At 66.4% G+C, this 20,308-nt stretch carries 13 protein-coding genes; 3 read left to right on the top strand and 10 right to left on the bottom strand.

The genetic code is table 11. The annotated features are described in order from the left end of the window. The first annotated feature begins 105 nt into the window (after nt 1-105). Entirely contained in the window at nt 106-2,016 is a 1,911-nt protein-coding gene (locus ACYRGX_RS03180) for a putative bifunctional diguanylate cyclase/phosphodiesterase (protein ID WP_473055165.1), read from the top strand. Nucleotides 2,017-2,040: 24 nt separating this feature from the next. Here the strand turns inward: ACYRGX_RS03180 and ACYRGX_RS03185 are convergent, their stop codons facing one another. The 7 genes from ACYRGX_RS03185 to ACYRGX_RS03215 form a co-directional block, all read right to left on the bottom strand. Beyond that, entirely contained in the window at nt 2,041-3,567 is a 1,527-nt protein-coding gene (locus ACYRGX_RS03185; RefSeq protein ID WP_473055166.1) for a GGDEF domain-containing protein, read from the bottom strand. Between the two features lie 393 nt (nt 3,568-3,960). After that, entirely contained in the window at nt 3,961-5,313 is a 1,353-nt protein-coding gene (locus ACYRGX_RS03190; protein ID WP_473055167.1) for a D-serine ammonia-lyase, read from the bottom strand. 25 nt (nt 5,314-5,338) lie between these two features. Further along, complete coding sequence (locus ACYRGX_RS03195) at nt 5,339-6,829, bottom strand: amidase (protein WP_473055168.1); 1,491 nt, start codon at nt 6,827-6,829, stop codon at nt 5,339-5,341. Nucleotides 6,830-6,884: 55 nt separating this feature from the next. Then, entirely contained in the window at nt 6,885-8,522 is a 1,638-nt protein-coding gene (locus ACYRGX_RS03200) for an ABC transporter ATP-binding protein (RefSeq protein WP_473055169.1), read from the bottom strand. A 2-nt stretch (nt 8,523-8,524) separates the two neighbouring features. Next, the gene (locus ACYRGX_RS03205; protein WP_473055170.1) at nt 8,525-9,403 is read right to left on the bottom strand and encodes an ABC transporter permease; all 879 of its coding nucleotides are present in this window, start codon (nt 9,401-9,403) and stop codon (nt 8,525-8,527) included. Further along, the gene (locus ACYRGX_RS03210; RefSeq protein WP_473055171.1) at nt 9,403-10,344 is read right to left on the bottom strand and encodes an ABC transporter permease; all 942 of its coding nucleotides are present in this window, start codon (nt 10,342-10,344) and stop codon (nt 9,403-9,405) included. The genes ACYRGX_RS03205 and ACYRGX_RS03210 overlap by 1 nt, the downstream gene beginning before the upstream one ends. Before the next feature lie 56 nt (nt 10,345-10,400). Further along, on the bottom strand, nt 10,401-12,008 hold the full coding sequence (locus ACYRGX_RS03215) for an ABC transporter substrate-binding protein (protein WP_473055172.1): 1,608 nt from the start codon (nt 12,006-12,008) through the stop codon (nt 10,401-10,403). A gap of 153 nt (nt 12,009-12,161) precedes the next feature. Between ACYRGX_RS03215 and ACYRGX_RS03220 the strand changes: the two genes are divergently transcribed. Beyond that, complete coding sequence (locus ACYRGX_RS03220; protein ID WP_473055173.1) at nt 12,162-13,064, top strand: LysR substrate-binding domain-containing protein; 903 nt, start codon at nt 12,162-12,164, stop codon at nt 13,062-13,064. Here the strand turns inward: ACYRGX_RS03220 and ACYRGX_RS03225 are convergent, their stop codons facing one another. The 3 genes from ACYRGX_RS03225 to ACYRGX_RS03235 all read right to left on the bottom strand — a co-directional run bounded on the left by ACYRGX_RS03225 (nt 13,065) and on the right by ACYRGX_RS03235 (nt 18,441). Next, nucleotides 13,065-15,182: a TonB-dependent receptor family protein gene (locus tag ACYRGX_RS03225; protein WP_473055174.1), complete on the bottom strand. Its 2,118-nt coding sequence runs from the start codon at nt 15,180-15,182 to the stop codon at nt 13,065-13,067. Nucleotides 15,183-15,296: 114 nt separating this feature from the next. Then, a complete protein-coding gene (locus ACYRGX_RS03230) occupies nt 15,297-16,607 on the bottom strand; it encodes an MFS transporter (protein WP_473055175.1) in 1,311 nt (436 codons plus the stop codon). A gap of 256 nt (nt 16,608-16,863) precedes the next feature. Continuing rightward, on the bottom strand, nt 16,864-18,441 hold the full coding sequence (locus ACYRGX_RS03235) for a GGDEF domain-containing protein (protein WP_473056626.1): 1,578 nt from the start codon (nt 18,439-18,441) through the stop codon (nt 16,864-16,866). Between the two features lie 274 nt (nt 18,442-18,715). Here ACYRGX_RS03235 and ACYRGX_RS03240 point away from each other — a divergent pair, with 274 nt between their 5' ends. Beyond that, nucleotides 18,716-20,056, top strand: coding sequence for an FAD-binding oxidoreductase (locus ACYRGX_RS03240; protein ID WP_473055176.1), 1,341 nt, complete (start codon nt 18,716-18,718; stop codon nt 20,054-20,056). Nucleotides 20,057-20,308 lie beyond the last annotated feature (252 nt).

The raw sequence follows: 20,308 nt of genomic DNA on the forward strand, positions 1-20,308 counted from the left end.
GGTCTCATCTGACGATGGGTTACGGCTGCGCTGGCTCGTTCGACGGAGTGGCACATGGGGGCGAGATTGCGCAGGGTGGAAGAGCGGGACGACGCGGCGGCGGTTATGCACGATCGCCTCGACAGCCTTTACCTGAACTCATCCTCGGCCCTGTCGATCACCGTGGTCGCCTCGGCGGGACTGACCCTCGGCTTCATCGGCCCCAAGCTGTACACCGCCAAGTTGCTCTGGTGGCTGATGATGCTGCTGGTCACCGCCGGCCGCGCGGTGGACATGCGCCGTTGGCATGCCAAATGCCGGCGCGGCGAGCGTGGCGATCGTCGTGATCTCTACTTCATAAGCGCCGGTACGATCGCCACCGCGTTGACCTGGAGTGCCTACGCCACGCTGTTCAACGGACGTGTGGATCTCTACGAGATGACCGCGGTGATGGTGATAATCGCCGCGCTGGCGGGTGGCGGCACCACCGTACTGTCTGCCAACGTCCATCTCTCGCGGGCCTACTCGGCGATCCTGATCCTGCCCTATTCGCTGATGATGCTGGCTGCGGAAAACGCGGAGCATCGTGTCCTGGGCTTACTGGGCCTGTGTTTCGCGTGGATCATGTACCAGGTTGCCGGGCGCGCCGCGAAATTCACCGACAGCTCGATCCAGTTGCGCTACGAGCACCTCAACCTGTTGCGCAACCTCGAGTCGGAGGTCGAATCGCGCACCGCGCGTATCGTTGAACTGAGCCAGACGGACACTCTGACGCGGATGCTCAACCGGCGCGCGTTCATGACCGAGGCGCGCCGTCGGCTGGCGGGGAAGCAGGCCGATCACCAGGTACTGGCGTTCATCGATCTGGATGGTTTCAAGCCGATCAACGACAGCCATGGCCATGCGGTCGGCGACGAGGTTCTGGGTGCGCTCGCCGGGCGTCTCCAGACATTTTCCGCGGATCGATACCTGGCCTGCCGCTGGGGGGGCGACGAGTTCATCGTCATGGCCGAGGTGTGCGACGAGGCGCACCTGCAGGCCTTTGCCAGCCAGCTGCTGGCGCTCTTCGAGGAGCCGCTGGTGCTGCGCCGACACAGCTTCGTGCTCGAGGCCTCGATCGGTCTGTCGCGTTTTCCCGCCCAGGGCGAGGACATCGCCGAACGCGTCAGCCAGGCGGACCAGGCGATGTACAGTTGCAAGCAGGCAGCGCGAAACGGCTGCGTGCGTTACGACGAGGCGCTGGAACTGCGCTTGCGGCATGAGCGCGAACTGGAGAGCGCGTTGCCGCAGGCGATCGCCAACCACCAGCTGTTCCTGATGTTTCAGCCGCTGGTGGATGCTGTGGATGGCCGCTACGTCGCTGCCGAGGCCCTGTTGCGCTGGAAGCTGGACGGCCAGTTGATCGCGCCGGACGAATTCATACCGCTCGCGGAAAAGAGCGGTGCGATCCGCGAGATCGGCTACTGGGTACTGGAGCAATCGCTGGCGCAACTGGGCCTGCTGCATCGCCAGGGCCTGCAAATCGCCCTGGGGGTCAACGTCTCGGTGGTGCAGTTCGAGGATCCGGATTTCGTCAGCCGGGTACTGCAGATCATCGAGCAGCAGCGGATCGAGCCCCGGTGGCTGAGCCTGGAAATCACCGAATCGGTCCTGTCGCGGGACGCAGGGCGCTTCGGCGAGGCCGTGTACGCGCTGCAGGGGGCGGGTGTGCGCATCGCCGTGGATGATTTCGGTACCGGCTATTCGTCGCTTTCGATGATCCAGAACCTGCAGGTCGACTGCGTAAAGATCGATCGTTCCTTCGTTCAGCGACTCGAACACCACGGTCTGGACGTGGTCCAGGCGGTCATGGTGATGGCTCGGGGCATGGGCTACAGCGTGGTGGCGGAGGGCGTAGAGACTTCCGGTCAGGCAGAGTCACTACGCAAGCTTGGGGTCGATTATCTGCAGGGGTATCTCTACGACCGACCGCTTCCGTTCGAAGAGCTGCGCGAGCGGCTGTTGACGCGCTACAGTGCCGCCAGCGATTGTGGATAACCCTGGCCTGCGGTGCAGTGCGGGCTAGTCGGCCTCTTCGGTACGCCCACGACCATTGCGCTTGGCCCGGTAAAGCGCCTTGTCGGCGCTTTGCAGGGCGCCGTCCAGGCTCTCGTGCCGCAGGCAGTCGGTGATACCGGCACTGAAGGCGATGAGGCTCCCCGAGCCCTGCAACTGGCGAAGTTCCTGGCGAATGCGCTCGAGCAGGGCGGCGGCGTCCTGCACGCCGCAATCGCTGAACAGCAGGGCGAATTCCTCGCCGCCTATCCGCGCGAAGAGATCCTCGCTACGTGCCTGGCGGCGGCAGGCGGCGACGAAGGTCTTCAGCGCGGCGTCGCCGACGCCGTGCCCGTGCAGGTCGTTGATCCGTTTGAAATGATCCAGGTCGAGCAGCGCCAGGGAGAGCGCCGTACCCTGACCTCGGGCACGCTCCAGCGCCTGTGGGTAACGTTCATGGAACGCGCGCCGGTTGAGCGTCCCGGTCAACGGATCGGTACTGGCCAGCAGCGCTAGCTGTGCCTCCAGTGCCTTTTGTCGTGACACATCGCGAATCTCGGCGAGCTGCAGATGCCCGTCCAGTGGCTTGACGGTGACTTCACTCTGGAAGCTGGTGCCGTCCGCGCGCAGGGCGATCAGGTTGTGCGGGTGCTCGTCCGAGGTGTTCAGCAACGACGGGTCGGTCTGTGGATGGAACAGGCTGACGAAGCACCGGTCATGCAGCACTTCAGGTCGGCAGCCGAAGAGCTCGCCGAGCTTCGGGTTGCTGTCGGCGATCAGGCCGTCGCGTATCAGTAGCATGGCTGCGCTGCTGACGTGCATCAGCTGTTCGAAACGCAACAGGTGCGCCTTCGCCAGCTCAGCATGGTTGCGGCTTTCCGCGAGCGTTCGATGCAGGCTCATGGCGGTCAGGGCGACCAGCGCGATGATCAGGAACGGCAGGCCGCTGTAGAACGAGAAGGCGGGCACCGAATACGCCCGGAACAGGCCGGCGGCATCGCCGTTGTAGGCCTGGTAGAGAGCGATCGCCATGCGCGCCAGGTGGGCCAGCGCATAGGCGATCAATGCACCGACGATGAAGTTGCGCACGCTGCGGGCCTCGCCCGACTCGCGGGTGCGGCGTATGGCGTCCAGGGGTTTCAGCGCCAGGCCCACGATGATGGCCGAGTAGAGGGCGTCGACCAGCGCTTGCGGCACCGGCGCGAATAGCCGCCAAACGTCCACCGCCAATATCGGCATGGCGCTGGCGAGGACGATCCAGAACGGTAGTGGCCGCCCCATGAAGCGGAAAACACCGAGGATCATGCAGGCTTGCGCGAGTACCAGGAGCAGGTTGACCAGCCATTCGGCTCGCCAGCTCATGTCGATGAAATGGTCCACCGCGAACAGCGAGAATCCGACCACCAGCAACCCGCAGCAGCCTGCCCAATAACCCGGCCCGCGTGCCGGACGACAGAAATACAGAATGCTGATGCTCGCTACGGTACAGGCGAACAGATAACCGAGGCCCATGAGAATCGGAGAGCCGTACAGCAGTTCTTGTGCGCTGGACACATCGGGCTGCCTTGCGCCCCCTACGGGACGTAACTGGTAGCTGGGCTAGGGCCTGCTCCCGTTTCATTCGCGGCCGCGCCGATGCCTGTTTTGGCGCGAGACAAGGCGCGAGTCGCTGGGCTTACCGGGGTAAGTCCAAGACGAGCAACGCCGTATCGCGCCAAAACAGGCACCGGCCCGTAGGGTTGTGCCAGAAATGGCCTGCGCTGTCGTTGCAGGACTTGCCAAGGGAGTGGCCATTGGCTGCGTCCTGCGCCTAACCGCAGACCATTTCTGGCGACAACGCTGTTCGCGAATGAAACGGGAACAGGCCCTAGACCCTCCCGGCGGAGGTCATCCTCCAGGAGAGCGGCTTGCTGCCAGTATAGGTGGCGTGTCGCAGCGCAACAGGTTCTACAGCAACGCCTTGCCGCGGGCGTAGTAGGCCTGCATCTCCTCCTCCGGCACCATGCTGCCGCCCGTGGCCCAGATCAGGTGCGTTGCATCGCGCGCCAGGTCGATGTGGGCCAGCGCCTCCGGCAACGCGTCCTGCTGCGAGGCGAGTCGGGCGAAGCCGCTGGCGCCGGCGACCGCCGAAGGCTCCAGGGCCAGACCCTCGCTGTCGCGCAATTGCGCCAGGCAGGCGAAGAGGTGCTCGTCGGTCACCGTGTAGATGCCCTCGAGCAGCGGCTCCATCACCCGTCCGACGAATGCCGAGGCGCGGCCCACTGCCAGGCCGTCGGCACAGGTCAGATTGTCCAGCCCCAGGTCCTGCACGCTGATGCAATTGTGCAGGCCGCTGTGCATGCCCAGCAGCATGCACGGCGAATGGGTGGGTTCGACGAAGAAACAGTGCACCGCGTCGCCGAACACCTGCTTCAAGCCGAACGCCACGCCGCCGGGACCGCCGCCGACGCCGCAGGGCAGGTAGACGATCAGCGGATGGGCGTTATCCACAACCAGGCCCTGCGCCTGGAACTGCGCCTGCAGACGTTGCGCCGCCACCGCGTAACCGAGGAACAGCGCGGTGGAATCTTCGTCGTCGACGAAATGGCAGCGTGGCAGGCTGGCCGCTTCGGCGCGGCCCTGGGTCACCGCCACGCTGTAGTCGGAGGCGTATTCGATCACCGTCACGCCCTTGCTGCGCAGCAGCGCCTTCTTCCACTCGCGGGCGTCGGCGGACATATGCACGGTGACGCGAAAGCCCAGCTGGGCGCTGAGGATGCCGATGCTCAGGCCGAGGTTGCCGGTGGAGCCGACCATGATCGAATGCTCGGCGAACAGCGCACGGAATGCATCGCTGGCGAAGCCGGCGTAGTCATCGCCTGGTTGCAGCAGACCGTGTTCCAGCGCCAGTTGCTCGGCATGCAGCAGCACTTCGTAGAAGCCGCCACGGGCCTTGATCGAACCGGAGATCGGCAGCTCGCTGTCGCATTTCATCCACAGCTGTGCCGGCGTCTCGGTGCCCAGCCATTCGGCCAGCCGCGTGGCCGCCCGGGGAATCCGCCGCAGCGGCGATTCGATGATGCCGTCGCTTACCGCCGTCTGCGGAAACACCGCACGGAAGTACGCGGCGAAGCGCTGCAGACGCTGGGCGGCGTCATCGATGTCCGCCGGGCCCAAGGGCAACTGATTACGTACGCCGTCGAAGGGCTGGCGCAGCGGATTGATCCACAGAGTTTCGCGCGCTTCGCGCAGGCGTTCGAGTTGAGTGTCATGGCGCGCGGCAGCATCCGCCAGCCAGCGTTGTTCGGGGGAATCGGTCATGACCCGCTCCTGTGGATAAGTTGGCTCAGGCGAAACCGAGAAAGCCTTCGGCTTCGCGCAGTGGCGTGGCTCGCGTGAGGTAGTCCAGGTCGACCTGCGGGCGGCGCAGTTCGGCGTCTTCGGCGAACAAGGCCTCCAGCTCCGCGGCGAACGCCAGGGTCTGCAGGTCGCTACCACGACGGCCGATGATCTGCAGACCGAACGGCATGCCGTTGCGGTCGCGCCCGGCGGGCAGGGTCACCGACGGATGCCCGGCGAGGGTCGAGGCGTAGGCCAGCGACAGCCAGTGATAGTAGCTCTGTGTCGGGCGGCCATCGATCTGCTCGGGGTACAGCTCGTGCCAGTCGCGCGGGCTGATGGTGGTGGTCGGCGCGAGGATGAAGTCGTGCTCCTCGAAGAATGCCTGCCAGCGGCGGTACAGTTGCGTTTGGTTGCCCAGCGCACGGACCACGTCGAGCGCCGAGTAGCTCTCGCCTTCACGGATGTTGTCGGTGATGTTCGGGCCCATCTGCTCCGGGTGCCGGTACAACAGATCGCGGTGATGGCCGGAGAAGCCCAGGGCGCGGATCACCGCGAAGGTGTCGTCGGCATCGCTGCAGTCCGGGTGGGCGTCGTCGCACTGGGCGAAGACATGGCCGAAGCGCGCGAGCTTGTCGGCCAGGCTGTCGGCCACCAGGCGTTCGGTGAGGGTGAAGCCGAAGTCGCTGGTCACCGCGACCTTGGCGCTGCACAGATCCACCGGCGGCAGTTGGCGATAGGCGCTGGCGTCGTGGGCCAGCGCGCCGTCGATCACCGGCACCCAGGGATCGCGGCGGTCCGCGCGGATCATCGAGGAGAGCATCAGGCCGACGTCGCCGACCGTACGTGCCATCGGCCCGTTGATCGACATCGGCAGCAAGCCCAGCGGACGGCTGTGTCCCGGCACCAGGCCGGGGGTTGCGCGAAAACCCACCACCGCGTTGAACGCGGCCGGATTGCGCAGGCTGCCGCCGGTGTCCGAGCCGGTCGCCAGCGGGGCCATGCCGCAGGCCAGCGCCACCGCCGAGCCGCCGGAGGAGCCCGCCGCCGAGCGGGTCAGGTCGAAGGGATTGGCGGTGACCCCGTAGACCGCGTTGCGGGTGTTGCCGCCGGCGCTCCACTCGGGGTTGTTGGCCTTGGCCATGATCAACGCGCCGGCGCCGCGCAACTGGGCGACCATCGGGTCGTCGCCGCTGGCGATGTTGTCGGCGTAGATCGTGCTGCCGAAGGTGGTCGGCAGGCCTTTGACGTCGACCATGTCCTTCACGCACAGCGGCAGGCCGTGCAGGGCGCCGAGGGTGTCGCCACGGTCGATGGCGCGTTGCGCCTCACGGGCGGCCAGGCGCATGTTGCGGTAGTCGTCGGCGACCAGCGCGTTGACGGCTGGATTGACCGCTTCGGCGCGGGCGATGCAGCTGTCCGCCAGTTCCACGGCGGAGAGTTTCTTGCTCGCCAGCAGGCGGCGCGCTTGCTGGGCACTCAAATCGCAGGGTTGCATGTGAGGGTTCTCGTTCGAGCGGAATGAAAGGCGGCGCCAGCGGCGCCGCAGCGAATCAGGAGGCGGGGGCGAAGGCGGCGAAGTCCCAGGAACGACCGGGCGCGACTTCGATCAGCTGGCGCGTGTACTCGGCCTTCGGTGCGCCCAGCACCTGCTGCGCGGGGCCGTACTCGACCACCTGGCCGCGCTGCATCACCAGTACGTCGTCGCAGATCTGCGCGGCCACGCGCAGGTCATGGGTAATGAACAGCACGGCGATGCCCAGGCGTTTCTGGATGTCGTCGAGCAATTCCAGCACCTGCGCCTGCACCGACACGTCGAGGGCGGAGACCGCCTCGTCGGCGACGATCACCGCGGGCTCCATGGCCAGCGCGCGGGCGATGGCGATGCGCTGGCGCTGGCCTCCGGAGAACTGGTGCGGGAAGCGCTCCAGGGCATCCGCCGGCAGGCCGACCAGGGTCAGCAACTCGGCCGCGCGGGCCAGTGCCTGCTCGCGTGGCACGCCGTAGTTCATCGGCCCTTCGATCAGGCTCTGGCCGACGCTGCGGCGCGGATTGAGCGAGCGATAGGGGTCCTGGAAGATCATCTGGATACGCTGCCGATGGGGCTTGAGCGCCGCCGGGCTCAGCTCGGAGATGTCCTGACCGGCGACGCGGATGGCACCGGAGGACGGATCGATCAGGCGCATCACGCAGCGTGCGACGGTCGACTTGCCCGAGCCCGACTCGCCGACGATGCCCAGGGTGCGCCCTTCCTGGAGCTGGAAGCTGACGTTCTGCACGGCGGCTGTGCCGACCCGCTGGCGGCGCCAGAGGCGACGCGGACCGGCGTAAACCTTGTGCAGCTCGGCGACATCGAGCACCACCCGTGGCCCGCTCGCCGGGCGCGGAGCACGCGGTGTCAGGCTCGGTACTGCCGCCAGCAGGTCTCGGGTATAGCGTTCCTTCGGCGTGGCCAGTACCTGGCGCAGCGGGCCCTGCTCGACGAGGGTGCCGAAGTGCATGACGCAGACGCGATCGGCGATGTCCGCCACCACGCCCATGTCGTGGGTAATGAAGAGCACCGCCGTGCCGTGCTTTTCCTGCAGCTCGCGGATCAGCCTGAGGATCTGGTGCTGGGTGGTGACGTCCAGCGCTGTGGTCGGTTCGTCGGCGATCAACAGCCGCGGTTCGAGCAGCAGCGCCATGGCGATCATGATGCGTTGGCGCTGGCCGCCGGACAGTTGGTGTGGATAACTTTCGTAGATGCGCTGGATATCCGGCAGGTGTACCTGGTCGAGGGCGGCCAGCACCCGCTCGCGCCGGGTCGCCGCGTTGTCGCGGGTGTGCTGGGCGAGCACTTCGTCCAGCTGTCGGCCGACCGTCAGCACCGGGTTCAGTGCGGTCATCGGCTCCTGGAAGATCATCGCCATGCGGCTGCCGCGCAGTTCGGCCAGGCGGGCCGGCGAGGCCTGCAACAGGTCTTCGCCATCGAGCAGGATGCGTCCGCCGCTGGCGCGCAGGGCGCCCTGCGGCAGCAGGCCCATGGCGGTCAGCGAGGACACCGACTTGCCCGAGCCGCTCTCGCCGACCAGGCACAGGGTTTCGCCGGCGTGGATCTCGAAGGAGATGCCCTTGAGGATCGGTCGCGGGCTGCCCCCGAGGGTTTCCACCTGCAGGTTTTCCACCTGCAAGACGGGACGTGGATCATTCATGCTCAGCCCTCCCGGCGCTGCATCTTCGGATCGAGGGCGTCGCGCGCCGCATCGCCGAGCAGGTTGATCGACAGGATGCACAGCGACAGCAACAGGCCGGCCCAGAAGATCAGCGACGGCTTGAGCTGAAAGAAGATGCGTCCGTCGGCCATGATGTTGCCCCAGGTCGGGGTCTCCGAACTCAGGCCCACGCCGAGGAACGACAGGGTCGACTCGGTGAGGATCGCCGCCGCGCAGATGTAGGTGCACTGCACGATCAGCGGAGCCAGGGTGTTGGGCATCAGGTGCCGCCAGATGATCGTCGGCGTCGGCGTGCCCATCAGCACGGCCGCCTCGACGAAGGCTTCCTCGCGGATCGACAGCACTTGCGAGCGGATCAGCCGCACCACCTGGGGAATCTCCGGAATCATGATGGCGATCATCAGCGTCCACAGGCTGGCGTGGGTCAGCGAGACGATGGCGATCGCCGCGAGAATCCCCGGGATCGCCATCAGGCCATCCATGAAGCGCATCAGCAGCGCGTCGATACTGCGGAAGTAACCGGCCAGCAGACCCAGCGGCAAGCCGACCAGCAGCGTGGCGATGGCCACGCCGGCGCCCACCGTCAGCGACACCCGCGCGCCGTAGATGACCCGCGCGAAGAGATCGCGGCCGTAGGCGTCGGTGCCCAGCCAGTGCTCCGCGCTCATGCCTTGCAGGCGTTGCGCCGGGGCGATCTCGGTGGGGTCGTAGTGGGTCAGCCAGGGTGCCAAGAGCGCCATCAGCACGATCAGCGCGAGCACCAGCGTCGCCGCCAGGGTGGCGCCGCGCGGGCGCTTGCGGACGAGGCCGGCGAGCAGGCGGGGCATCGTCCGCGCCTGTGGATAAGTCGTCTGGCTCATCAGTAGCGGATCCTCGGGTCGGTGATCGCGTAGGACAGGTCGATCAGCAGATTGATGACCACGTAGAGGCCGGCGGTGAGCAGGATCAGTGCCTGGATCACCGGGTAGTCGCGGGCCAGCACCGCATCCACGATCAGGCGGCCGAGCCCGGGGATGTTGAACACGCTTTCGGTGACCACCACGCCGGAGACCATCAGCGCGAAGCCGGCGCCGACTACCGTGAGGATCGGCACCGCGGCGTTGCGCAGGGCGTGGCGGAACAGCACCACGCGTTGGCTCAGGCCCTTGGCGCGGGCGGTGCGGATGTAGTCCTCGCGCAGCACTTCGAGCACGCTGGCGCGGGTCATCCGGGCGATCAGCGCGATGTACACCGAGGACAGCGTCAGCGCCGGCAGTACCAGTCGCGAGAGGAATTCGCCGAGGCCTTTGTCGAGGCCGCGGAAGCCCTGTACCGGCAGCCATTTCAGCTCGATGGCGAAGACCTGGATCAGCAGGTAGGCGATGACGAAGACCGGTACCGAGAAGCCCACCACCGAACTGGACATCACCAGGTTGTCGATCCAACTGCCTTGGCGCCAGGCGGCGATCACCCCCAGCGGCACGGAGATCAGCACGGTGATCAGGATGGCCGCCACGGCGAGGCTGACGGTGGGCTCCAGGCGCTGGGCGATCATCCCGCTGACCGAGGTCTGGGAGATCAGCGAGGTGCCGAAGTCGCCGTGCAGCAGGTTGCCGAGCCAGAGCAGGAACTGGGTCAGGATCGGCTCGTCCAGGCCCAGGGCGCGGCGAATGTTGGCGACCTGCTCCGGGTTGGCCATGTCGCCGGCGATGATCGTCGCCGGGTCGCCTGGCGCCAGGCGCAGCAGCAGGAACACGCTGAGGGCGACCACCAGCATGACCGGGATGGCGGTCAGCAGACGGCGGATGAAGTAACTGAACATGGTGACTCCCGGAGGATGCGAACGAGCGTGAGCGCCCCGTGTGGGGCGCTACGGCGTCAGTCGGCCTTCTTCATGCCCCAGAAGGCGGTGACGGTGCCGTGGACGATGTCGCTGAGGTCGTTGCGCCAGCTGGTGACGTTCTGGAACTGCCCCAGCGGGACGATGATCACCTGGTCCATGGCTTCCTTCTGCACGGCTTCGGCCAGTGCCTTGCGCTGCGCCGGATCGGAGGACAGCGAGAACTCGCGGCGCAGCTGCTCCATGTGCTCGTCCTTCGGCCAGCCGAACCAGGCATCGTCGCCGCCGGTGGCGATCAGCGTCGGGTTCACCGCCGGGCTCCAGATGCTGTCCACCGCGAAGTTGGTGAACATCATGTTCCAGCCGCCCTCGGAGGGGGCTTTCTTGCTGGCACGCTGGCTGACCAGGGTCTGCCAGTCCATCTGCCGCAGTTCCACGTTGAAGCCGGCCTTGCGCAGTTGCTGCGCGACCACCAGCGGTTGCGGCGCCAGGGTGCCGACGTCGGAGGGCTGCAGGATGACCACCGGGGTGTTCTGGTAGCCGGCTTCCTTGAGCAGTTTCTGCGCCTCGGCCAGGTTGCCGTCCTTGATCAGCGAGTCGGCGCCGATCTCGGTGCTCTGCGCGGTACCGCAGCCGAACACCGAGCCGCACAGCTGGTAGTAGCGTGGGTCGCCGACCAGCGCGGCGAGCACGTCCTTCTGCTTGATCGCCAGCAGTGCGGCGCGGCGGATGCGCAGGTCATCGAAGGGCGGCTGCAGGAAGTTCATGCGACCGACGGTCTGCATGCCGAGCTTGTCGAGCACTTCGCTGGTGATCTCGGAATTGCCTTCGAGCAGCGGCAGCAGGTCGAAGGGGGTGCGCTCGATGTAGTCGATGTCGCCGCTGTTGATGGCGTTCACCGTGGTCTGCATGTCCGGCATGTTGATCCACTCGACGCGGTCCACGTAGACCTGCTTGCTGCCAGCGGTACCGCTCGGGGCTTCGCTGCGCGGCTGGTAGTCGGTGAACTTCTCGAACACCGCCTTCACGCCCGGCTGGAATTCGGCATCGACGAAGCGGAACGGGCCGGAGCCGATGTGGTTGGCCAGTGGCTGGCCGGGCGCGGCCGAGGCGACCTTCTCGGGCATGATGAACGGCGCCACCGAGGACGGTTTGGCGAGCAGGTCGAGGGTGTCGCCGAAGGGCCGCGCGAGCTTGAGCACGAAGCGCTTGTCGTCGATCGGCTCCAGGCTCTCGACGTTGGCCATCAGCAGCTTGCCGCCGGCGTCGAACACGCCCCAGCGCTTGAGCGAGGCCACGCAGTCGCGGGAGGTCACCGGGGTGCCGTCATGCCAGAGCAGGCCATCGCGCAGGGTGAAGGTGTAGCTCAGGCCATCGTCGGAGACCTTCCAGTCGGCCATCTGCGGCTGGATCTGGTTGTCGCCGTCCATCCCGATCAGGGTGTCGTAGACCATGTAGCCGTAGTTGCGGGCGATGGTCGCGCTGCTGGCGACCGGGTCCAGCGCGCGCAGCGCCGCGTGCATCACCGCATGCACGGTGGTTTCGGCCTGGGCCTGCGCGGTCAGCGACAGCGCGCCGGCCATCGCCAGGCTGGCGAACAACGTGTGGCGCCGTGGAGCGCGGCGCTTGGCGTTCGACTCGTACATCGTCTGGTACCCCTTCAGCAGGTCTTCGTGGTGAGTGCATGACTCATGGGTCGAAGGCGATACTAGCGTTCGCTTCGATCATGTCGTTAGATGCATTTTTCGAAAGTGGTATTGCCTTTTCGGCAATACCTGAAAAGCCCCTGGAGCGCGGAGATGGCAGAGAAGGTTCTGGTCGATACGGCATTGCGCTACTTCCTGGCGGTGGTGCGGCACGGTTCGATCAACAAGGCTTCGGTTCAACTGCACGTGGCGCCTTCGGCGGTGAGCCGGCAGATCGCCCGGTTGGAGGCGGAGCTGGATACCCAGTTGTTCGAGCGCAGCAAATCCGGGATGCGCCTGTCGCCCTCCGGCGAACTGCTTGCCGACCATGCGCGCAAGGCGCGCCTGGAGGCGCTGCGGGTGGTCAACGAGATCACCGGCCTCGAAGGCATCCAGAAGGGCAGCGTGCGCATCTCCAGCATCGAGGGGCCGGCGACCTACTTCCTGCCACAGCTGATCAGCCGCTTCCGCGAACGCTACAGCGGCATCCACTTCGAGCTGATCGCCTGTTCCAACAGCAACGTCACCCGCCGCGTGCAGGAGGGTATCTCGGACATCGGCCTGACCCTGAGCCCGCCGCCGGTGCGTGGCATCCGCGTGGAGAAGCGCAGCATGGCGCCGGTGCATGCGGTGATGAGTGCCGATCACCCGCTGGCGGGCAAGCAGCAGGTCACCCTGGCACAGCTGGCGCACTACCCGCTGGGCCTGCCCCAGGAGAACACCAACCTGCGCAACCTGTTCGACATTGCCTGCAGCCGCCAGGGCCTGCTGATCGAACCGGTGATGGTGAGCAACTACGTCAATGCGCTGATCGCCTTTTCCGCCACCGGCGGCGGAGTGACCCTGTTCGGCGAGCTCTCGGTGCGCCACCACAGCGACCGTGAGCGCCTGGTGGTGCTGCCGATCAAGGACCGCGAGATGAGCGCACGCACCATCGAGGTCCAGACCCTGGCCGGGCGCACACTGCCCAAGGGCGTCGCGGCGTTTCTCGAGATGCTCTGCCAGGAGCTGGACTAGCTACAACCAACTCCAGGACACGCCGGTATACACCCCGAAGCCCTCGCCGGGTGTGGAGCGCGCGGCGTCCGTGCCGTTGTCATCGTAGCCGGGGGTGACGGTGGCGGCGTAGCGCTGGTGGGTCAGGTTGCGCAGGTCCAGCCAGCCCTGCCAGTCGCCCTTTGGCGCGGCGTAGCCGAGGGTGGCGCCGAACAGCGCGTAGGCATCGGCGTAGTAGGAGTTGGCGTAGTCCACCGCGACCTTGCTGGCGTACTGGCCGTTGACCCCGAGGTAGAAGCCGTTGGCGAAGTCGTAGCGCAGTTCGGCCTGGTAGTAGTGGCGGGGCAGGCCGGGTAGCTGGTTGCTGCCGAAGCGCTCGTCGTCACGGTAGTGGAAGTCGCTGAAGGTGTAGGCCTGACGCAGCGAGAGCGTGCCGTTCGGGCCTTGCCAGAGGGCGCTGTCGAGGCTCGCCTCGATGCCTTGGTGGACGGTCGGGCTGGCGTTGGACTCGGCGAACACGTTGGTCTCGATCTCCACCGTGAGCAGTTCGTGGCGCACCTGTGCGTAGTACCCGGCGAGCGACCACTGTCCCAGCCGCGAGTCGCCGCGTCCGCCCAGCTCCAGTGTGCTGGCGGTCTGGTTTTCCAGCGACACGGCGGCGCTCTGGCGGTTGCTCCAGGGTTGGTCGCTGACTGCGAAGCGGTACGGCGAGCCCCACAGCATCGACCAGGGATGCGGCGGTTCCACCGAGCGGCTGAGGTTGCCGAACAACTGCACGGAAGGGGCGAGCTGGTAGCGCAGGCCGATGCGCGGGGCTAAGTCCCAGTCGTGCTGGCTGAGGGCGTCATCGTTGCTCGGCCAGGTCACCTCGGCCTGGCGGCGGGTGTAGACCAGCGCAACGCCGGTGGTCAGCCAGAGGTCGGGGACCAGCTCCAGGTCGGTGCTGGCGTGCAGCACGTTATCCGAGCCCTGGTGGATGTATTTGCGCATCAGGGTGCCCGGTGGATAAGTCGTGCCGCTGGCCGTCAGTGGCTGGTAGGCGTTCTCCCGCGATTTGCTGCTCGGCAGGTTGCTGGTGCTACGAAAGCCCAGGGTGCTGTTGGCGGCGAGGCCGAACAGGCTGTGCTGATGGTGGTAGGCGAGGCTGGCGCTGACGTCGCTGTAGTCGACGCGAATACGGTAGCTGCTCTCGCGCAGGTCCATCGGATAGTGGTGATAGGCCAGGCCGACCTCCAGACGGCTGTCCGCATCCAGTTGCAGGGTGGTCTTGTTCGCCAGCCAGGTGCTGCCCGGTTGCACGCGCTTGGCGTCGATGCTCCGGTTGTAGGCATTGGCCTGGCTGGGGTGGTGTTCGATCTGCGCTTTCGTCAGACGGCCGGGCGTCTCGTGCTCGGTCTCCCGGTAGCGCAGGTAGAAGCGCGTCTCCAGGTTCTCGTCGAGGCGGTAACCGACGTTCGCGGCGATGCCCTTGCCGTTGCCCGAGGCGTGGTCCTGGTAGCCGTCGTACTGGCTGTCGGTGAGGTTGACGTAGTAGTCGAGATCACCGAGTACCTGGCCGGAGGCGAGGCTGCGTTTGCGGTAGTCGTGGCTGCCCAACTCGTAGCGCAATTGCAGCTTCGGCGCGTCGAAGCCGGTGTGGCTGATGTAGTCGACGGCGCCGCCCAGGGCCAGCGCGCCCTTGTCGAAGCCGTTGGCGCCGCGCAGCACCTCTGCGCGACTTATCCACAGCGGCTCGAGCAGCTCGTAGGGCGTACCGCCCGAGCCGGTCAGCGGAAGGCCGTCGAGCAATACGTGGACGCCGGAGGCATGTGCGCCGGTGGCGCGGTTGATGCCCGAACCACGGATGCTCACCTTCACCCCTTCGTTGCCCGGCGACTGGGCGTAGACGCCGGGCTGGTAGGCGAGCACGTCGCTGACGCCGGCCACCCGCCCCTGCTCGACACGGCGCATGTCCACCAGGTTGTTCGCTCCCGGCACCTCGTCCAGCGCCTTTCCTGCCTGGGCCTGCTCGTCCAGCGGCTGGGCACTGATCTGCATGGCGTCCAGCTGCAGGGTCTCGTCGTCGTCCTGGGCGGCGGCTGGCGCGCCCAGGCAGGCGAGCAGCAACGGGGCGAAATGGCGAGGGGACAACGCGGGCATGGCAGGTTCCGGGGCAAGGGCAGACGCTGAGTCTGATGATCCTTGCCGCGTCGGCGTCACCTCCGCGGCGCGGAGGCGAAGCGGACTCGCTGGGGATAACCTTGCCGCCTGGGCTCAGGCCCCGATCGGTTGGCTCAGTACGCGCTTGGAGGATTCCGGCAGCGCCAGCCCGCCGAGCAGGGCCAGCAGGGCGATGGCGATCAGGTAGTAGGCCGGTGACATGCGGTTGCCGGTCTGCTCGATCAGCCAGGTGGCCACCAGCGGTGCGGTACCGCCGAAGATCGTGTAGGCGACGTTGTAGGTGAACGCCGAGGCGGTGTAGCGCACCCGCGTGGGGAACTGCTCGGAGAGCAACACGGCGGTCACCACGCCGCAGATCACCGCACCCACCGCCAGCAGCATGGCGCCCAGCGCCGACTGCCAGAGACCGCCGGAGCCGGCCAGCATGAAGGCTGGGTAGACCGCGATGATCAGGGCCAGGCCGGCATTGAGGATGGTCCGGCGGCGGCCGATACGATCCGACAGGCGGCCGATGAAGGGGCACAGCGCAGCGGCGAACACCAGGGCGATCAGACTCGCCAGCAGCGCGGTCTGCCGCGCCGCGCCGCCGACCACCTGCATGTAGGTACTCAGGTAGGTGGTGAACATGTAGAACGACAGCGCCGTGGCGGAGATGAACGCGCCCAGGCAGAGAATGGTCGCGCCGTGGCTACGCAGCGTCTCGCGCAACGGCGAGTGCTCCGGTTCGGGCTCCTCGGCCAGCGCCTTGAAGGCGGGCGACTCGTCCAGGCGCAGGCGCATGTACAGGCCGACCAGGCCCAGTGGCGCCGCCACCAGGAAGGGCACGCGCCAGCCCCAGGCCTGCATGGCCTCGCTGCCCAGGGCCTCGCCGAGGAGAAAGACCAGGGCGGCGGCGCAAGCGAAGGCGAGGAAGGTGGAGACCGGAACGAAGCTGCCGTAGCGCGCCTTCTTCTCACTGGGTGCGTGTTCCATGACGAAGGCGCAGGCGCCGGCATATTCACCGCCGGCGGAGAAGCCCTGCAGGCAGCGCGCCAGGGCCAGCAGCAGGGGCGCCGCCAGGCCGAGGGACGCGTAGGTCGGCAACAGGCCGATCAGGCTGGTGGAGGCGGCCATCATCAGCACGGTGATGGAGAGCACGCGCTTGCGCCCGATGCGGTCGCCGAGGCTGCCGAAGACGATTCCACCCAACGGGCGCAGGGCGAAGGACACGGCGAACACCGCGAAGGTCTGCAGCAGGGCCAGGGCGGAGTCGCCTTGTGGAAAAAACAGTGCGGCGATGGTCACCGCGAGAAAGCCGTATACGGCGAAGTCGAACCATTCGACGAAATTGCCGATGGCGGATGCCGCGATCACCTTGCGCAACGTGGCAAGGGGTACGGCATGGCTGTGATCGATGGGGGTCATGTGTCTCTCCGGAGCGCCAGGCGAACGGCCCATGCCGTCGAAGCGACCATAGACACCCCGTCGCAGAGCGGTCGCCACCAGTGCGACCGCGGCATTTCAATGAGCGACCTGCGTCCGCTTCCTGAGCTGCTGGGGAGGGCAAGAGGGGGCGGACGTGGCATGAGCGGCGTGTTCCGCAAGGGGGGAGCTGCGCTGCCAGGGAGCACCGAAACAGGAAGGCACTTGCCTGTGGGTAAGTCTGTGCAAAAGCCGTGTGTTAGCTGTGTGGGTCGCTATCTGAGGCGAGCCGGGCCTGGTTGCGTCCCGAACTCTTGGCTTCGTAGAGTGCCTTGTCGGCTCGCTTGAACGCGTCTTCCGGCGAGGCGTCCTCTCCGGCCCACGCGGCAACCCCGAGGGAGATGGTGAGCTGGCCGACGCCAGGCATTGGATACTGTTCCACCTGCTGGCGCAGGCGCTCGGCGACCTGGTGGGCGGCGCGGCTGTCGGTATCCGGCAGCAGCATGCAGAATTCCTCGCCACCCACACGGCAGAGCAGATCGCCCTGTCGCGAACAGCGCCTCATCAAGTTGGCGAGGGTGGCCAGAACCAGATCCCCGACAGCGTGGCCATAGCTGTCGTTGACGCGCTTGAAGTGGTCGATGTCCAGACTCACCACCGAGAACGGGCGACGCTGCGCCTGCCACAGTTCGACGCGTTGCAGGGCCCGGCGGTTGAACAGGCCGGTGAGCGGGTCGGTCTGTACGTCCTGGGTGAGCTGGCCGATACGCTCGTGGAGCAAGGCGATGCCCTGCAGGATTGCGCGCTTGAGCGCCTTGGCCTCCAGGTACCAGGCCCGGATCGGACGCAGGCGTTGCTCGCTGTGCGGGTCGTCCATGCGGTCCGCCTGTTCCGCCAGGCGCCGCAACGGTTGGGCGATGATGCGCGAGCACCACCAGATGCCGAGCAGGCACAGCAGGGCCACCGGTAGCGACTTGAGGATCATGTTCAGCATCAGGCCCTGCAGGGGCTGCATGGCCAGCGCCAGGGGACGTGCGGACACCACCAGCCAGTCCGCGGTGGGAATCCGCGCATAGCCGGCGAGCATTTCCACCCCGCGACTGTTGGTCAGTTGCTGGCGCCCGTGCTGGGCCGCCGGGAGGTGATCGAGCAGGGTGTTGCCGTCGATGATCTCGCCGATGCGCGAGGGGTCCGGATGGTAGAGCAGGCGCCGGTGGGCATCGACCACATAGAGGTAGGAGCCGTCCTCGTAGAAATGTTCACCGAGCAGGGTGTAGAGGATGTTGCGCTTGAGCAGGTAGATGGTGCCGCCGACATAGCCCAGGTAGCGCCCGTCGGCGGCGAAGATCGGCTGTGAGATGAACACCACCAGGTTGTTCGCCGCGGACAGGTAGGGTGCGGATATCAACGGACGACGCTCGCTCAGGGCCTGCAGCGCCCCGGCGCTCTCCAATTGCTTGCCGCGGAGTTCGAGTGTCTCCGGCGAGATGGCCAGTACGGTGCCGTTGGCTGCGGTGATCACCACCGAATTGAAGCTCGCCACCTGCAGGCGCAGGCGATCCACCTCGCTCTGCAGGAGCGTGGCATCGTCGATGTGCTCGGACAGGACAGAAGCGCTGTACGCCAGCAATTGCAGGGACGCTTGCAGGTAGATATCGGTACTCGCAGCAAGCTTGGTGGCGTAGGCGTGATGGGATTCGAGGGTTTCCTCGATGAGCAACTGCCGCTGGACCCGGTAGCCGGCATGCAATGCGTTCAATAGCGTGATCAACGCGGTCAGCAAGGCTAACGCCAAAATCAGAGTGCGCAGCGTCCAGCGCGGGCGGCCATGAGGCATTACCACGAAATCTCCAGGTAGAGGGCTGCGGGAATGCCGCGAAGCGCGCCCGAAGGTGAGCGTAGCGGTCAGTTTGGCGGCTGGCGAACTCGAATACCAGCGGCACGCGGCGCGGGCTTCCTCGACAGTGCGCCTAGTTATCGTACAATTAGCCCTCTGCACAGAATAAGTCCAATACTCGGGGAGCAGTGCCGTGGCTATCTCACGCCCACAATTCATCAGCGAACTTAAGGTAATCGTCGGCGAAATAGGAGTGATAGAAGATAAACAGGGGATGGAGAGCTACCTCAGTGATTGGCGCAACGCCTATCGCGGGAACACCTTCGTCGTCGTACGACCTGCCTGTACCGACGAAGTCGCGGCGGTGATGCGTCTGTGTCATGAGCATGCGGTGGCGGTGGTTCCCCAGGGGGGCAATACCGGACTGTGCGGCGCCTCCATCCCGGACGCCTCAGGCGAGCAACTGGTGCTCTCGCTGACGCGTATGAAGCGCGTGCGCGCGCTCGATGTCGCCAACGAGACGGTGACCGTGGAAGCGGGCGTGGTACTCGCGCAGTTGCAGGACGCGGCCGCCGAGGCGGGCAAGTTCTTTCCGCTGTCGCTGGGTGCCGAAGGCAGTTGTACGGTGGGCGGCAACCTCGCGACCAATGCGGGCGGAACCGCGGTGCTGCGCTACGGCAACATGCGCGAGCTGACCCTGGGGCTGGAGCTGGTGCTGCCGGACGGGCGTGTCTGGAACGGACTGCGCGGGCTGCGCAAGGACAACACCGGCTATGACCTCAAGCAACTGTTCATCGGCTCCGAAGGTACCCTGGGAATCATCACCGCGGCCGTGCTCAAGCTCTATCCGGCGATTCGCAGCCGGGCCACCGCCTGGGTTGCGCTGCCCGACGCCGCCGCGGCCATCGAGCTGATCGGTGTGTTCAAGGGGCTCTGTGGCGACCGTCTGACCGGCTTCGAGTTGATGTCGCGGCAGGCCCTGGACTTCGTCCTGCGGCATGTCGCCGGATGCAACGATCCCTTCGCCGAGGCGCATCCCTGGTACGTGCTCCTGGAGCTCTCCGACACCCTTGCCGAGGCGAACCTGGAGGCGGTGCTGGAGCAGGGGCTGGGCGAAGCCTTCGAGGGCGGCTGGGTGAGCGATGCGGTGATCGCCAGCAGCGGCAGCCAGGCCAGCGCACTGTGGGCCCTGCGTGAAGGCATCTCCGAGGCGCAGAACCACGAGGGGCCAAGCCTCAAGCACGATATCAGCGTGCCGGTGAGCGATATCCCGGGGTTCATGGCACAAACCGACGAGGCGCTGCGCGAGACCTTCCCCGGCGTGCGCATCGTCTCTTACGGCCATGTTGGCGACGGCAACCTGCACTACAACATCAGCAAGCCCGAGGGCAGCGATGACGCGGCCTTCCGCGCTCAGGGCGAGGCCATCTCCGAGGTCATCTACCGCAACACCGCAGCGTTCTGCGGCAGCATCAGCGCCGAGCACGGCCTGGGCCAGTCCAAGCGCGAAGCGGCGGCGCGCTTCAAGGATCCCCTGGAGATGCAGCTGATGCAGGCCGTAAAGCACACCCTGGACCCCGAAGGGCGGCTCAATCCCGGTAAGGTGTTCGCCTGAAGCCCTAGGGTCTGTTGACGTTTCGTTCGCGAGCCGCGTTGTCGCCAGAAATGGCCTGCGACTAGGCGCAGGCTGAAGCCAATGGTTATTCCCTTGGCAAAGCCTGCAACGACGGCGCAGGCCATTTCTGGCACAACCCTAAGGGCCGGTACCTGTTTTGCCGCAATACGGCGTTGCTCCTCTTACCTTTACCCCGGTAAAGGTTGCGACTCGCGCCTTGTCTTGCGGCAAAACAGGTACCGGCGCGGCCGT

Source organism: Pseudomonas sp. R4-15 (genome assembly GCF_055768815.1).

Coding starts and splice junctions, on each gene's coding strand:
- ACYRGX_RS03180 (WP_473055165.1), top strand. CDS start 106: ATGCACGATCGCCTCGACAGCCTTTACCTGAACTCATCCTCGGCCCTG.
- ACYRGX_RS03190 (WP_473055167.1), bottom strand. CDS start 5,313: ATGACCGATTCCCCCGAACAACGCTGGCTGGCGGATGCTGCCGCGCGC.
- ACYRGX_RS03195 (WP_473055168.1), bottom strand. CDS start 6,829: ATGCAACCCTGCGATTTGAGTGCCCAGCAAGCGCGCCGCCTGCTGGCG.
- ACYRGX_RS03200 (WP_473055169.1), bottom strand. CDS start 8,522: ATGAATGATCCACGTCCCGTCTTGCAGGTGGAAAACCTGCAGGTGGAA.
- ACYRGX_RS03205 (WP_473055170.1), bottom strand. CDS start 9,403: ATGAGCCAGACGACTTATCCACAGGCGCGGACGATGCCCCGCCTGCTC.
- ACYRGX_RS03210 (WP_473055171.1), bottom strand. CDS start 10,344: ATGTTCAGTTACTTCATCCGCCGTCTGCTGACCGCCATCCCGGTCATG.
- ACYRGX_RS03215 (WP_473055172.1), bottom strand. CDS start 12,008: ATGTACGAGTCGAACGCCAAGCGCCGCGCTCCACGGCGCCACACGTTG.
- ACYRGX_RS03220 (WP_473055173.1), top strand. CDS start 12,162: ATGGCAGAGAAGGTTCTGGTCGATACGGCATTGCGCTACTTCCTGGCG.
- ACYRGX_RS03225 (WP_473055174.1), bottom strand. CDS start 15,182: ATGCCCGCGTTGTCCCCTCGCCATTTCGCCCCGTTGCTGCTCGCCTGC.
- ACYRGX_RS03230 (WP_473055175.1), bottom strand. CDS start 16,607: ATGACCCCCATCGATCACAGCCATGCCGTACCCCTTGCCACGTTGCGC.
- ACYRGX_RS03235 (WP_473056626.1), bottom strand. CDS start 18,441: ATGCCTCATGGCCGCCCGCGCTGGACGCTGCGCACTCTGATTTTGGCG.
- ACYRGX_RS03240 (WP_473055176.1), top strand. CDS start 18,716: ATGGAGAGCTACCTCAGTGATTGGCGCAACGCCTATCGCGGGAACACC.